Raw genomic sequence first — 14,368 nt, 5'->3', positions numbered from 1 at the left:
GGCGGGACCGGGTTAACTTGCAATCCGCCGTGCGCGTCGCGCCGGAGCGCCGCAAGTCTCAAGGGTGGAAGACCGGAAGAATGGACAGCATCGGAATGCTCGACCCGGCGGAGTTCACCACCGAGGCGTTGTGCCGGTCGATGCTTGCGCGCCACCGGGACACGATCGGGGTGCGGAAGCCGGAGGTTGCGATCCGCAAGTTGACCGTGATCATCAAGGCGGCCCTGGAGGTGTCGAACCGCAAAGGCTTCCAGGCCATGTCGCTGCGCGACCTGTCGCAGATCTCGGGCGTGTCGATGGGCGGGCTCTACGCTTATTTCGACAGCAAGACGACGCTTCTGAACATGATCCTTCAGGAAGTCGCCGAACAGGTGCGCCGCGTCCTTGCCGACCCGCCGGGGGAGGTTGCCGCCGATCCGGTGGCGCATCTGACCTGGCTGATCGAAACCCACATCCGGCTAACCGAAGCGATGCTGCCCTGGTTCGGTTTCGCGTTTCTGGAAGCCAAGACCTTTCCGCCCTCCGAACGCCGCGCGGCAGCGGACAGTGAGATCGAGACGGAGGCCTATTTCGCCCGCGTGATCGAGCGCGGTGTCGCCGAGGGCCGTTTCCGGACCGAAACCTCGCCCCTGCTCGCCTCGCTCATCAAGCCGCTGCTGCAGGATTGGTACGTGAAACGCGCCAAGTACCGGCGCCGTGAGGTCGCCATCGAAACCTATATCGCCACGGTCCAGGACTTTGTCCTGCGCGCCTGTTTGGCCGATCGGAATGGGGGTTAGGAGCCCGTGTTCGCGCTTGCCCCGTCTCCATCGGTCCGGCGCGGTGCGCCATGGCGCAGCCCGTCCATGATGACGGAAACCAGCCGGAGCGCGCGGTCTTTCCAGTCGGGCGTTTCTGGGGCGGAGTAGAGCCCCGAGGTGGCCTGCAGGATATCGGCGGCCTCGACATCCTGGCGGATGGTGCCCGCCTTGGAGGCGGCTTCGACCAGGCCTTGCAGCGCCTGCGAGATCCGGCTCGGCGTATCGGCGAAGATCGTGGAGCCGGTGTCGAGCAGAATGCGCAGGCTGTCCATCATGCCGCGCTTGGTGGCGGCGTAGGACACCAGGTGGCGCAGCCAGTCCTCCAACGCGTCGTCCGGGGGCAGGCGCTTCGCCAGGTCCTCGGCGGCTTGGCAGAGCAAGTCGACCTCGCGCCGATAGACTGCCTCGACCAGATGCTCGCGGGTCGGAAAATGGCGATAGAGCGTGCCGATCCCGACGCCGGCCTCACGCGCGATATCTTCCAGGGATGTCTGCACGCCATTGGCGGCAAACGCCTCGGCCGCCACGGCCACGAGCCTGTCCCGGTTGCGGCGGGCATCCGCCCGCATCGGCTTTTCTTCCGCCGCGTCGCCCGAACCGAGCTGCCTCCCGGCGCGTTTTTCGACCAATTCCATGCTCCGCCGGTCCGGCGGTCTTGAACCCCGGTTATCGGTCTTCTAAATATAAACGGAGGCGCCTCCGCTTATTGGCTCCTCCCCTGCATACCGTATCGTGGGTTTGCCTGTCACGCGTGGATTGTCGGCCCCCTCTTATTCCGGCCCGGCGTGCGACCCCGAGCGGCGTTCGGACAAGGATCTAGGATGACCGACCCGACACGCATCGACCTCACCATCAACGGAATCTCCCACACGCTTCATGTCGAGCCGCGCGTGACGCTGCTCGACGCGCTTCGCGAGAACCTTGGCCTGACCGGAACCAAGAAAGGGTGCGACCATGGCCAGTGCGGCGCTTGCACCATCCATGTCGACGGCGAGCGCATGCTGGCCTGTCTGATGCTCGCGGTTCAGGCGGACGGCCGCGCGATCACCACCATCGAGGGCCTGGCGGCCGCCGATGGCACGCCGCATCCGGTTCAACAGGCCTTCCTGGAGGAAGACGCCTTCCAGTGCGGCTACTGCACGCCGGGACAGATCATGTCCGCGGTGTCCTGCATCGCCGAAGGCCATGCCGGCTCCGACGACGAGATCCGGGAGTACATGTCCGGGAATCTCTGCCGGTGCGGCGCCTATCCTCACATCGTCGCTGCCGTCCGCAAGGCGGCGGAAGCCGAAACCGACCGAGCCCAGGAGGCGGCATGATCGACTTTCACTATGAGCGGGCGACAAATCTCGACGAGGCCTCCGTCCTCGCCAACTTCGCCGACACGATGGTGATCGCCGGCGGGACGACCCTCGTGGACTTGGCCAAACTGGATGTCGTTCGGCCGGAGACGGTGGTGGACATCTCCCGGATTCCCGGCCTCGACGCCATCGATGTCGACGCGAGCGGCGCAATGATCGGGGCGCTTGCGAAAATGAGCCGGGTGGCGGACGATCCCCGGATCAAGGACGGCTTTCCGGCCGTCGCTCAGTCGCTCTCGTTGGCCGCCTCTCAGCAGCTTCGAAACATGGCGACCATCGGCGGTAACCTGATGCAGCGCACCCGCTGCAGCTATTTCCGGGATCCTGCCGCCTATCCCTCCTGCAACAAGCGTACCCCGGGCTCCGGCTGTGCCGCCCTTGGCGGACTCACCCGTAATCATGCCGTGCTCGGCACCAGCGAGGCCTGCATCGCCACCTATCCGGGCGACCTTGCCGTTGCCCTCGTGGCCCTCGACGCGACGCTCCACGTGGGTCGGCGCACCGTTGCCGCCGAGGACTTTTTTCTCCTGCCCGGCGAGACTCCCGAGCGCGAGACCGATCTGCGTCAGGGCGAGATCATCACGGCCGTCAGCGTTCCCGCGTCGCCCGTGGCACGGCGGTCTACCTACCTGAAGGTTCGCGACCGCCAGTCCTACGAGTTTGCGTCCGCGAGTGCGGCCGTTGGGCTGGAGCTCGCCGACGATGGCGGTACGATCGCCGATCTTCGCGTCGCGCTCGGCGGTGTCGCCACCAAGCCGTGGCGGGCGCGCGCCGTGGAGGATGCCCTCCGCGGCACGCCTCTCGATGAGGAGGCCGTCGGAGAGGCGAGCCGGCTCGCCGTGGCGGAGGCCGTCGCCTTCGACGGCAACGCCTACAAGATCGAGCTTGTCCCGCGCGTGATTGCACGTGCCATCCTGACCCTGGGAGGTCTGGCATGACCATCATCGAACCGACCACGAAACGCGGCGACGCGTCCGATGGCGCAATGGTGCGCGGCACGCTCGGCAGCATTCATGTGCGCGCCGACGGGCCGGCCAAGATCCGTGGCGAGGCGACCTATGCGCTGGAGCACCGGATCGACGGCCTGCTTCACTGCGTCCTGGTCCAGTCCACCATCGGCGCCGGCCGCGTCGTCTCCATCGACCGCAGCGCGACGGAGGCAAGCCCCGGCGTGCGGCTGGTGCTGGACGCCTTCAATGCGGCGCAGGTGAAGTGGATCCCGGACTATTGGGGCAACGCGCCCGCGAAGGACTACGACACCCCGTTTCCGACCGAGATCACGTTCAACGGCCAGGCGATTGCCGCGGTGGTGGCTGATACCCCTGAGCAGGCGCGGGAGGCGGCAGCCCGCCTCGCGGTCGTCTATGAGGAAGCTCCGGTTCGCGCCACATTCGACGCCGAGGACACCCAGACCCGGCCGGTGGACATGATGGCCAAGGACTGGGGCGATCCGGACGCGGCTCTTGCCGAGGCCCCGGTCGTCGTGGACGCCGCCTACGAGACACCGCGCGAATACCACATGGCGCTTGAGCCCCACGGCCTGATCGCCCACTGGGAGGACGACGACCGGCTGACGCTCTACGAATCCACCCAATGGATCGACGGCACCGCGAACTGGTTCGCCCAGCAGTTCGAGATCCCGTTTGAGAACATCCGGGTGGTCTCGCCCTATGTGGGCGGTGGGTTCGGCTCGAAAGGGTTCGTGCTGCCGCATTCGATCGTGGCGGTGATGGCGGCGCGCCAGCTCCGCCGGCCGGTGAAGCTGGCGCTCCAGCGCAGCCAGCATTTTACCGCCTTCGGCGCACGTCCGGCCACGCGCCAGTCGCTCAAGATCGGCGCCACCGAAGACGGCCGGATCGTCGCCATCGACCATCAAGGCACCAACGAGACGGCGGTGGACAAGGCCTTCGTGGAGCAGTTGGGGTCGGTGACCGCGCTGCTCTACGCGGTGCCCAACTTCCGCTCGCGCCAGTCGATCGCTCCGGTCCATACGGTGCTGCCGGGCGCTTTTCGCGCGCCGGGCAAGACGCCGAGCGCCGTCGGCATCGAGTGCGCCATCGACGAGCTTGCCGGCAAGCTCGGCATCGATCCGCTGGAGCTCCGGCGCCGGAACGAGGCCGACCACGACTTCGATAGCGGCCTGCCGTGGTCGTCGCGCCGTCTGATGGCGTGCTACGACACGGGCGCGGCGGCCTTCGGCTGGTCCGGGCGTCCGTTGGAGCCGCGTTCCATGCGGGACGGACACCAGCTCATCGGCTGGGGCATGGCGGTGGGGACCCATCCGGTCATTTCCAGCCCCGGCGAGGCCAGGGTGCGCATCCTTTCCGATGGCACGGTCGAGGTCCTGTCGAGCGCGATCGACATGGGCACTGGCACCTATACCATCCTCGCCCAGACGGCAGCCGACGTGCTCGGGGTTCCGGTCGAGATGGTGGACGTGAAGCTCGGCGATTCCACGCTCGGTCACGCGCCGGTCGCCGGCGGGTCGCAGCTTGCCAACCTGATGGTCGGTGCCGTCTACAAGACGGCGGTCGCCGCCCGCGAGGAGCTGATCGCCCTCGGCCTCACCGATCCCAACTCACCGCTGCGCGACCAGGCCAACACGCTAACGCTCTCCGAGGGCAGGATCGGCACGCCGCGCGGGGCGACGATGTCGATCGCTCAGTTGATGGCGGCGACCGGGCGCAGCGAGATCGATGTCACCCGAGACACTCTCCCGGACGGCGAGCGGCCTCCGGAGGAGCGGCTTAAATACTTCACCTCCATGGCCGGGATGGAGGGCGGCGTCAGAGGAGAGGTCTCGCGCCATTCCTTCTGCGCCCATTTCGTGGAAGTGCGCGTCGACGAGGATTTCGGAACCGTGCGCGTCTCCCGGGTGGTGACGGCGGTCGATGCCGGCCGGCTCTACAACCCCAAGCTTGCCGACAGCCAGTTCAAGGGCGGCATCATCATGGGGATCGGCATGGCGCTCCTGGAGGAAGGCGTTACCGATCCGCGCAACGGGCGGATGCTGAACGCCAATTTCGCCGACTATTTGGTGGCGACCAACGCCGACGTGCCGGAAATCGACATCCATTCGGTGGGCGAGCCGGATTATGACGCGACCCCGCTTGGCGGCAAGGCTGTTGGCGAGCTCGCGATCGTGGGCATGGCACCGGCGATCGCCAACGCGGTCTATCACGCGACCGGCAAGCGGGTCCGCAGGCTCCCGATTACGATGGAGAACTTACTGTAAGGCCCAAATCTCCTATGGCTTCCGCTCATTCCGGCGACTGCTGGAATGAGCGGTCCCCCGGTCACGCCGATTGGGCGGCGAGGCCCGCATCCAGCGCGGCGACGATGCGCTGGACATCGTCGGCGGTGATCACCAGCGACGGCGACAGGATGATGGTGTTGCCGGAGACCCGCAGCATCACTCCTTCCGCGTAGGCGGTTTCGAACACGGCGCCGATCGTCGCCTTGTCGATCGGGGTCTTGGTGCCCCGGTCGGCGACGAGCTCGACCGCCACCATCAAGCCCTTGCCGCGCACATCGCCGACGATCTCGTGCTTTTCCTTCAGCGCCTCGCAGCCGGCCAGGAGCTCGTCGCCGCGCGCGGCGGCGTTGGCGGCCACGTTGGCCTTTTTCATCTCCGGGAGGCAGGCGAGCGCGGCGGCCGCGCCCACGGGATGCGCGGAATAGGTGTAGCCGTGGCCGATCGCGCCGAAACTGTCCGTGCTGTTTTCGAACACGTCCGCGACCTTGTCGCCGATCATGACCCCGCCGAACGGGAAGTAGCCATTGGTGATCGCCTTGGCGATGGTCATCAGATCGGGCTTCACGCCCCAAAGCCGCGAGCCGGTCCAGGCGCCGGTGCGGCCGAATGCCGTGATCACCTCGTCGGCGATCAGGAGCACGCCGTGGCGGTCGCAGATGTCCCGCACCATCGGCATGAAGCTTTCATGCGGCGGGATCACGCCGCCGGCGCCGAGCACCGGTTCCATGATGAAGGCCGCGACCGTGTCGGGACCCTGGAAGAGGATCTCGTCTTCCAGAAGTTGCGCGCAGATTTTGGCGAGTGTCTCCGGGTCGCTCTCATCGAACGGATTGCGATAGGTGTAGGGTGCGGCGATCTGATAGCAGCCGGGAAGCAGCGGCTCGTAGTTGCGGCGGAAATTGGCGTTGCCGTTGACCGAGGCGCCGCCGAAATGGGTGCCGTGATAGCCCTTCTTCAGGCTGATGAACTTGGTGCGGTCTCGCTCGCCGCGGATCTTATGGTACTGGCGCGCCAACCTGAGTGCGGTCTCCACGCTGTCGGATCCGCCGGAAGTGAAGAAGGAGCGCACCAGACCGTCGGGCTTGAACCACTCCGCCAACTGGTAGGAAAGCTCCACCGCCGGGCTCGTCGCGGTGCCGCGAAAGGCGGAATAGTAGGGCAGCTCGTTGAGCTGGTCGGCGATCGCCTTTTTGATCGGGTCGCACGAAAAGCCGAGATTGACATTCCACAGCCCGCCGACGGCGTCGAGCGTCTTGTGGCCGTCGACGTCGGTGAGCGTCACGCCTTCGGCGGCCACGAGCAGCTTGGGCGGATGGGCTTGCATCTCGGCCGGGTGGGCCATGGGATGCCACATGTGACGCGCATTGTTTTCTTTCAGGAAATTGCTGTCGTGGAGCATCATGGCCGAGCCTCCGGCGTTTGAGGAAGTCCGAGAAGGGCGAGCGCGCGGGCGTAGCTATCGGCGGGGTGGCGCACGTCGAAATGCACGGTCTTCATGCCGGCCGCATCCGCGCCACGGATGTTTCTGAGCTGGTCGTCGACGAAGACGCAGGCCTCTGCCGACACCCCCAGCCCATCGATGACGAAGCCGTAGGCGCGCGGGTCCGGCTTCAGGATCTCGGTGTAGGTGGCGTCGACGATCAGGTCGAAATCGGCAAGGAAAGGCAGCTTGTCGCGAAAGTCCGGGCCATAGAACAGGTCGAGCTCGTTGGAGAGGATCGCGAGCCGGCGCCCGGCAGCCTTTGCCGTTTCGATCGCCGCGAGCGCCTCGGGCCGGACCACGTCGCGCCCGCTGCCGCGAATGCGCTGGAGAAATTTGGGAAACGTGTCCCAGACCTCACCGACCAGCTCGCCGGTCTCCCGCGCCCGGACGGCCCAGTATTCCCGTTCGGTGATCTCGTTGGCCTGCATGGCGCGCCACAGCGGGTCGCCTGCCGGATCGAAGGGACCGAGCCAGGTCAGCGTTCCAGGCTCAAGCCCAAGGGTGCGCTCCGTTTCCGCATGGGTCTCGAACACGGTCTTGGAGACGACGCCGCCGAAATCGAGAACCAGGGTCGTGCAGGGCGCGCTCATGTCAGGCTCCGCCTTGCCTTGATGAGTGCCGGGTCGGGCTCTGCGCCCATGGCGCGGGTGACGTCGATCGCGGCGCCGAGTACGGCGGCGGTCACCTTCTCCTGCAGTTCCGGCGTCGCGCGGGCCGCAAGGATCGCCACCGCGATCGCGCCGTAGGCGGAACCGGACCAGTCGAAGATCGGCGCGGCGATGCCCACGACGTCGATCTCGTAGCTGTTGGCCGAGGCGGCCCACCCTCTCGCGCGGATCTCCGCCAGGTCCTGGCGCACATCGTCGGCCGAGGCTTTGGTGTGCTCGGTGTAGACGGAGAGCGGCCGATTGCCGATCAGCTCGTCCACCAGCTCGCTCGGCGAAAAGGCCAGATAGGCGAGCCCAGACGCCGTCGCATGGAACGGCAGCGGCTCGGAAAATTCCAGATGCACGCGGGTTGCGCGCTGGGGAACGGCAATGCCGACCGTGATCAACTCCGCACCCGAGGCGAGCGAGGCATGCGCCGTCTCGCCGGTTTCCTCCGCCAGCCGGTCGAGCGCCGGTTGGATCATGGAAAGCACCGGAAACGAGGTCTCGCGAATGCGCGCGAAGCGCAACACCGCCTTACCGAGCCGGTATTTCTTGGTTTCCGGGTGCTGCTCGACAAAGCCCTGTCGGGCGAGCGACGACAGCATGCGGAGCGTGGTCGCCTTGTCGAGCCCGGCTTGGCGCGCAAGATCACTCAGGCCCGCCTCCGGGCGCCCGACCGTAAAGAGGTCGAGAATTTTCAGAGCTTTCTCAACGGTTCGCATCGCGCACGTGCTGATTTCCTCATGGACGCCATTCAGACTTGACGGAACTTCCAGACCTCTGCAAGATTTTTTTGAACCATCGGTTATAATAATGAACCGATTTATTCGGAGGGTTCATGGATCAGGCCGCAGTCGACGCGCTTCGCCACAAGGCGGTTCCGTCCCAGCGTCTGTTTATCGGAGGCGCCTGGTCGGAGGCGCGCGAGCGCGCCGCGCTCGACGTCGTGTCTCCGCTGGACGGTCGCCGTCTGACGTCGATTGCCGATGCGGACGCGGGCGATGTCGACCGCGCGGTGACGGCGGCGCGCAATGCCTTCGACGCGGGCACCTGGTCGCGGGCGGCCCCGGCCTTTCGCAAGAAGGTGCTGCACAAGATCGCGGACTTGATCGAGGCGCATGCGTTGGAGCTTGCGGTGCTCGGCGTGCGCGACAATGGGACCGAGATCGGCATGGCGTTCAAGGCGGAGCCCGGCAGCGCGGCAGGCACTTTCCGCTACTACGCCGAGGCGCTCGACAAGATCTACGGCGAGATCGCACCGACCCAAGACGGCGTGCTGGGGCTGATCCATCGCGAGCCGGTCGGCGTGGTGGGCGCGATCGTGCCCTGGAACTTCCCGATGATGATCGGTGCCTGGAAGCTCGCCCCGGCGCTTGCCGCCGGCAATTCGGTGGTTCTGAAGCCGGCCGAAGGCGCCTCGCTTTCCCTACTGCGCCTGGCGGAGCTGTGTGCCGAGGCCGGCCTGCCCGAGGGTGTTCTGAATGTGGTGACCGGGCGCGGTCAGGTGGCGGGCGAGGCGCTCGGCCTGCACATGGGCGTGGATGTGCTCGCCTTCACCGGCTCCGGCGGGGTCGGGCGCCGGCTTCTGGAATATTCGGCTCGCTCCAATCTCAAACGGATCTATCTGGAGCTTGGCGGCAAGTCGCCCAACATCGTATTTGCCGACGCGCCGGATCTGGAACGTGCGGCGACGGTTTCGATCTCGGGTATTTTTCGTAATTCCGGCCAGGTCTGTGTCGCGGGTTCCAGGCTGTTGGTCGAAAAGCGCGTCCACAACGACTTCGTCGAGAAGCTCGTGGACCGGGTCGGAAAGCTGAAGGTCGGCGACCCCCTCGATGTCACCACCAACATCGGAGCCGTCTCCAGCGCCGAGCAGCTCGAGAAGAATCTGCGTTACGTCGCGCAGGCGCGGGAGGAGGGCGCCGGCCTGAAGGCGGGCGGGTCGCGCATCCTGGAAGAGACCGGCGGCTACTATATGGCGCCCACCGTGTTCGACGATGTGTCGCCAGCAATGACCCTTGCCCAGGAAGAAGTGTTCGGTCCGGTGCTTGCCGTCATCCCGTTCGAGGACGAGGCCGAGGCGATCCGGATCGCGAACGCCACCGACTACGGGTTGGCGGCCGCTGTCTGGACCTCCGATCTCGCCCGTGCCCACCGCATGGTGCGCGCGGTCAACGCTGGCGTTGTCCACGTGAACACCTACGGCGGGGCCGACAACACCGTCCCGCTCGGCGGCCACAAGCAGTCCGGCAACGGCCACGACAAATCGCTGCACGCCTTCGACAAGTACATCAACCTGAAGACCGCCTGGATCGATCTGACGTGAGCGACATAAAGACCATCCTGATCATCGGCACCTACGACACCAAGTCCGACGAGCTGCGCTATCTGCAAGGCGCGATCGAAGGGCAGGGCGGGCGCACGCTCACCATGGATGTCAGCGTGCTTGGCGATCCGCCCGAGGCGACCGATCTCTCCAAGCACGATGTGGCAGGAACCGCCGGTTCGTCGATCGAGGCGGTGATCGCCTCCGGCGACGAGAATTCGGCCATGCAGATCATGGCGGAGGGCGCCGCTCGTTTGGTGAAACAGCTCTACGAGGCCGGCCGCTTCGACGGCATGATCGCCATGGGCGGCACCATGGGGACCGATCTGGCGCTCGATTGTGCTCGCGCGCTGCCCATGGGCGTGCCGAAATATATCGTTTCCACCGTCTCCTTCTCTCCGCTGATCCCGACCGGGCGGCTCTCGCCGGACATTCAGATGATCCTGTGGGCCGGTGGGCTTTATGGCCTCAACGCGGTCTGCAAATCGTCGCTCAGCCAGGCGGCGGGGGCGGTGCTGGGGGCGGCACGGGCGGTCGAGCCTCCCCGCAAGGACCGACCGATGGTGGGCATGACCAGTCTCGGGTCGTCGTGCCTGTCCTATATGAAGATCCTGAAGCCCGCGCTGGAAGCGCGCGGCTTCGAAGTCGCGGTGTTCCACGCCACCGGTATGGGCGGCATGGCGTTCGAGAGCCTGGCTGCGGAGGGGGCGTTCGCGTGCGTGATGGATTTTGCGCTCCAGGAGCTCTCGAATCTCATGCACGGTTCGATCGTGAACAGCGGCGAGGATCGGGTGCTGACGGCCGGGCGGGCCGGCATCCCGCAGATCGTGGCGCCCGGCTGCATCGACCTGGTCGACTTCGCGGCCTGGCAAGAAGTACCGATGGGCCTGCGCGATCGTCCCTACCATGTCCACAACCGGCTGATCGCGTCCGCCATGCTGACGCCCGAGGAGCGCCGGGACACGGCGCGCGAGATCGGGCGGCGCCTCGGCCAATCCACGGCCCCGGCTCATGTGCTGCTGCCCGTCGGCGGGATTGAGGAATGGGACAAGCTCGGCGAGCCGGCGCACGATCCTGATGGGCTCGCCGCCTTCGTGGACGAGATGCGCACCGCGATCGTTCACCCTGTCGGGTTGACCGAGATCGACGCTCACATCAACGATCGAGCCTTTGCCGATGCCGCGCTTGCCGTCTTCGACGCCTGGATCGCCGACGGGATCATATCCATGTAGCTTTTGAGACTACTGCCGCTTCAGCTCCGCCCGGAGCTTGCGTGCCTTGATCAGCGAGCGCGCGTGCAGGACCAGCACCAGCACGATCAGGCCGAACAGGATCGCGGCGATCGGCCGGTCGATCAGGTCGAGCGGGGACTTGAGTCGCGGCAGCGAGGTGCGGAACTTGGTTTCCATGATGCCGCCCAGCACGATGCCGAGAATGATCGGGACGATCGGTAGGTTGAGCCGCTTCAGGATCAGGCCGAGGATGCCGAAGGCGCCGGCGATCATGCAGTCGGTGGCGGAGTTGCGCAGCGAATAGACGCCGACGAAGGAGAGCACCAGGATGCCCATTCCGAGGAAGCGGTTCGGGATGGCCACCACCTTCAGAAGCGGTCGGGTCGCCAGCACCAGGATCACCAGCGCCAGCACGTTGAGCACGAGCAGGCACAGATAGAGGGCCAGCACGAAGTCCAGATGGTTCTGGAACAGGCCGGGACCGGGCACGACGTTGTGGACGTAGAACACCGAAAGCATCATCGCCGTCAGCGCTTCGCCGGGGATGCCGAGCGCGAGCAGCGGGATCATCGCGGCGGCCGGGACGGCGTTGTTGGCGACTTCCGAGGCGACCACGCCATCCGGGGCGCCCTTGCCGAAGTCCATCGGCCGGCGCGAAACGCGCTGGGCCCAGGTATAGGACATGAACTGGGCAACGAACTCGCCGACACCGGGAATGATCCCCATCAGCGTGCCGAACCCTGCGCCGGGGACAAGCACCTTCGGATAGCGCAACACCTCGCGCAGGCCTTCGAACAGACGGCCGGCGAGCTTCGGCATCTTAAAGGCCTCGTCACGCCCGACCAGGAGTACGAACGCCTGGGACAGGGCGAACAGGCCGAGCACCACCACGATCAGATCGACGCCTGAAGTGAGCCAAGTCTGTCCGAAGGTGAAGCGGGCGCTGTAGCGCACCGGCTCCAGCCCGATCGTCTGCAGGAAGATGCCGAAGCACAAGAGCGCGCCGGCGGCCGCACTCTGGCCGCGGTGGGCGACCACCACCAACACCATGCCCAAAAGCGCGGCCAGGAAGATCTCGCGCGAGCCGAACATGGGCGCGACCTTGGCCAGAAGTGGCGACAAGAGGATGAGGCACAGAACCGAGAACACACCGCCGAAGAAGGAGGCGCCGTAGGAAAGCGCGAGCGCTCGGTGTGGTTCGCCGCGCAGCGTGATCGGATAGCCGTCATAGGTGGTGAGCGCGTTCACCGGCGTGCCGGGCGTGTTGATCAATACGGCGGGGATCGCCCCGCCGAACATCGCCGACCCGTAGATCCCGAGCAGCAGCGTCAGCCCGACCAGCGGTTCCATGGAAAAGGTGGCCGGCAGCAGGATCGCGATGCCCACGGCGGGCCCAACTCCCGGAATCGCGCCGATGACGACGCCGGCGGCAGAGCCGACGAGCAGGGCCAGCAGCGCATCCGGCCGGGCGATCAGATCGATGGCGGAAAGCAAAATGTCCATCGATGCAGGATGCCTAAAGGTAGAGGATCATGAAGTTGCGGATGGCGGGCGGCAGCAGTTCGTAAACGGCCCCGCCGGGAATGCGCACGCTCAACAGGCCTTTGAAGACCACGACGGTGACGATCGCGAGGAGGGCTGCGGCGGCGATCATCCGCGCGCTGCGGTAGCCAAGCCGCCAGGTCAGGAGGCAGGCGAAGGCGAGCGTGGTCGGCAGATAGCCGGCAAGCGGCACGAGTGCGACATAGGCGATGAACCAGACCAGAAATTCCAGCGCCCTGAGCCAGGCGAGGAGTTCGCTGCGGATCGCCGGAAGATCGGCGGCTCGGTTGCGGCGGATGGCGAAGACAAGCTCGGCCGCGCCGAAGATCAGCATTCCGACGATCGAAATGACCGGCCAGAAGCCCGGCTGGGAGACCAGCGCGGCGCGCTTCACCCAGGTGATCTCATTCGGAATTTGGGTCAGGAGCGCCACCGCAAACAAAAAGGCCGCGGCGCCGTAGACCAGCTCGGCAGGATGATGAGCGGCGGTCAGCCGCCGCTCGGTGTCGTTGGACGTCTCGGGACCGGTGGTCATGGCGGGCCATCGCGAGGGCAGGCCGAACGCGTGCGGTCGAAGACCCAGGCGACCGGCGATCCGGAGCTGTGAGGGCAGTGTGCGCCCGAAATCGGGAAGACGGCAACAGGCCGCAGAGACGACCAAGCGGGCGGCACCGCGATGCCGCCCGGTCACAAGGAGGCGTTACTGCCCCACCATTTCGTTGATCTTGTCGATCGTCTTGCCGTCCTTCTCGATCTGGGCTTCGGACGCCGCCTGATCCTTCCAGTAGATCAGGGCTCCGGTCTTTTCGGCGAAATCCTTGGCCTTGTCGCTGGCGATCGTCTTCTTGGCGACGGCGGCGATCTTGTCGATCACGTCCTGCGGCGTGTCTTTGCGGACGAACAGGCCATTCCAGAGCGCCAGATCGATTTCAGGAGCGAGGTCCCCGATGGTCGGAGCGTCCGGCACCATCGCGATCGGACGGTCGGTCACGGTCGCCAGCACCTTGATGTCGTCGAGACAGGCGGAGACGAGCTGGACCGTGGTGTTGATCACGTCGACGTCGCCGGAGGCGAGCGTGTTGCAGTCGAGCGCGTCGAAGGCGGCGTCGGAGGCGAAGGAGAAGCCCTTGGTGTCGGCGAGCGCGAGCGTGGCCTTGGTGGGCGGCAGGGCTGCGCCGAAGTGGCCCAGCGTCACGTCATGGGACTTGGCGTATTCCGCCAGCTCGTCGATGGAATCGTAGGGCGCGTCCTTGGCTGTCGCGATCACGAACGGATAGGTCAGGAAGATGCCCACCGGCACGAACGGGTTAGGCTGGAGCTGCGGGATGCCGAGCTGCGGGCCGACGATCGGAACGCCGATGACGAAGGAGCCGATCGTGTAACCGTCGGCCGGCGCATCGGCCACGTAGACTGCGCCGGGGAACGGGCCGCCGCCGCCGCCCGGCTTGTTCACAACCGCGGCCGGCTGGCCGTAGGTCTCCTGGAAGTTCTCCGCGATCATGCGCGTCAGGACGTCTTCCAGATCGCCGGGAGGCCAGGGCACGACGAACTCGACCGGCCGATCCGGATAGTCCGCCTGAGCGGGAGAGGCCAGGGTGAGCGCTGCAAGCGCGCCCGCGGCAAGAGGGGCTGTAAGGAGCTTGTGCATGCGGGTTCCCTTCTCGGTCCGGAAGATCGACCGGCGATTTGGCCGGTTCATTATTATCACCATCGGTGCA

13 protein-coding genes are annotated in these 14,368 nt (G+C 66.2%); 6 read left to right on the top strand and 7 right to left on the bottom strand.

Annotated features, from left to right (window positions below):
• Positions 1-80 precede the first annotated feature (80 nt).
• Positions 81-779 (top strand): TetR/AcrR family transcriptional regulator, encoded by a 699-nt coding sequence (locus HNS03_RS01235; RefSeq protein WP_367192473.1) that lies wholly within the window; start codon positions 81-83, stop codon positions 777-779.
• Here HNS03_RS01235 and HNS03_RS01230 read toward each other — a convergent pair.
• The gene (locus HNS03_RS01230) at positions 776-1,435 is read right to left on the bottom strand and encodes a TetR/AcrR family transcriptional regulator (protein WP_367192471.1); all 660 of its coding nucleotides are present in this window, start codon (positions 1,433-1,435) and stop codon (positions 776-778) included. The two genes, HNS03_RS01235 and HNS03_RS01230, sit on opposite strands and share 4 nt — an antisense overlap.
• Before the next feature lie 186 nt (positions 1,436-1,621).
• Here HNS03_RS01230 and HNS03_RS01225 point away from each other — a divergent pair, with 186 nt between their 5' ends.
• Genes HNS03_RS01225 through HNS03_RS01215 form a run of 3 tightly spaced genes read left to right on the top strand, consistent with a single transcriptional unit; the run spans position 1,622 to position 5,396 of the window.
• A complete protein-coding gene (locus tag HNS03_RS01225) occupies positions 1,622-2,119 on the top strand; it encodes a (2Fe-2S)-binding protein (protein WP_367192470.1) in 498 nt (165 codons plus the stop codon).
• Positions 2,116-3,099, top strand: a complete 984-nt coding sequence (locus HNS03_RS01220) for a xanthine dehydrogenase family protein subunit M (RefSeq protein ID WP_367192469.1) — start codon at positions 2,116-2,118, stop codon at positions 3,097-3,099. The genes HNS03_RS01225 and HNS03_RS01220 overlap by 4 nt, the downstream gene beginning before the upstream one ends.
• Positions 3,096-5,396 carry a xanthine dehydrogenase family protein molybdopterin-binding subunit gene (locus HNS03_RS01215; RefSeq protein WP_367192467.1) on the top strand — a complete coding sequence of 767 codons (2,301 nt, stop codon included), beginning with the start codon at positions 3,096-3,098 and terminating at the stop codon, positions 5,394-5,396. The genes HNS03_RS01220 and HNS03_RS01215 overlap by 4 nt, the downstream gene beginning before the upstream one ends.
• A gap of 61 nt (positions 5,397-5,457) precedes the next feature.
• On the opposite strand, the gene HNS03_RS01210 is transcribed toward HNS03_RS01215, so the two are convergent.
• Genes HNS03_RS01210 through HNS03_RS01200 form a run of 3 tightly spaced genes read right to left on the bottom strand, consistent with a single transcriptional unit; the run spans position 5,458 to position 8,272 of the window.
• Positions 5,458-6,816, bottom strand: a complete 1,359-nt coding sequence (locus HNS03_RS01210; protein WP_367192805.1) for an aspartate aminotransferase family protein — start codon at positions 6,814-6,816, stop codon at positions 5,458-5,460.
• Positions 6,816-7,490: an HAD family hydrolase gene (locus HNS03_RS01205; RefSeq protein ID WP_367192466.1), complete on the bottom strand. Its 675-nt coding sequence runs from the start codon at positions 7,488-7,490 to the stop codon at positions 6,816-6,818. Before HNS03_RS01205 ends, HNS03_RS01210 begins: the two co-directional genes overlap by 1 nt.
• Positions 7,487-8,272: an IclR family transcriptional regulator gene (locus HNS03_RS01200; RefSeq protein WP_367192465.1), complete on the bottom strand. Its 786-nt coding sequence runs from the start codon at positions 8,270-8,272 to the stop codon at positions 7,487-7,489. Before HNS03_RS01200 ends, HNS03_RS01205 begins: the two co-directional genes overlap by 4 nt.
• A 116-nt stretch (positions 8,273-8,388) precedes the next feature.
• Between HNS03_RS01200 and HNS03_RS01195 the strand changes: the two genes are divergently transcribed.
• Complete coding sequence (locus tag HNS03_RS01195; RefSeq protein ID WP_367192464.1) at positions 8,389-9,876, top strand: aldehyde dehydrogenase; 1,488 nt, start codon at positions 8,389-8,391, stop codon at positions 9,874-9,876.
• Positions 9,873-11,108, top strand: a complete 1,236-nt coding sequence (locus tag HNS03_RS01190) for a Tm-1-like ATP-binding domain-containing protein (protein WP_367192462.1) — start codon at positions 9,873-9,875, stop codon at positions 11,106-11,108. Before HNS03_RS01195 ends, HNS03_RS01190 begins: the two co-directional genes overlap by 4 nt.
• Before the next feature lie 9 nt (positions 11,109-11,117).
• Here the strand turns inward: HNS03_RS01190 and HNS03_RS01185 are convergent, their stop codons facing one another.
• From HNS03_RS01185 to HNS03_RS01175, 3 genes are all read right to left on the bottom strand, one after another.
• The gene (locus HNS03_RS01185; RefSeq protein ID WP_367192461.1) at positions 11,118-12,611 is read right to left on the bottom strand and encodes a tripartite tricarboxylate transporter permease; all 1,494 of its coding nucleotides are present in this window, start codon (positions 12,609-12,611) and stop codon (positions 11,118-11,120) included.
• Positions 12,612-12,624: 13 nt separating this feature from the next.
• Positions 12,625-13,185 carry a tripartite tricarboxylate transporter TctB family protein gene (locus HNS03_RS01180; RefSeq protein WP_367192459.1) on the bottom strand — a complete coding sequence of 187 codons (561 nt, stop codon included), beginning with the start codon at positions 13,183-13,185 and terminating at the stop codon, positions 12,625-12,627.
• Between the two features lie 165 nt (positions 13,186-13,350).
• A complete protein-coding gene (locus HNS03_RS01175) occupies positions 13,351-14,298 on the bottom strand; it encodes a tripartite tricarboxylate transporter substrate binding protein (RefSeq protein ID WP_367192457.1) in 948 nt (315 codons plus the stop codon).
• Positions 14,299-14,368 lie beyond the last annotated feature (70 nt).

The sequence above is a fragment of the Amorphus sp. 3PC139-8 genome (genome assembly GCF_040750475.1).
In the GTDB taxonomy this organism is placed as follows: domain Bacteria; phylum Pseudomonadota; class Alphaproteobacteria; order Rhizobiales; family Amorphaceae; genus Amorphus.
The sequence above is the reverse complement of the archived record's forward strand: the minus strand, read 5'-3'. Positions and strand labels throughout refer to the sequence as shown.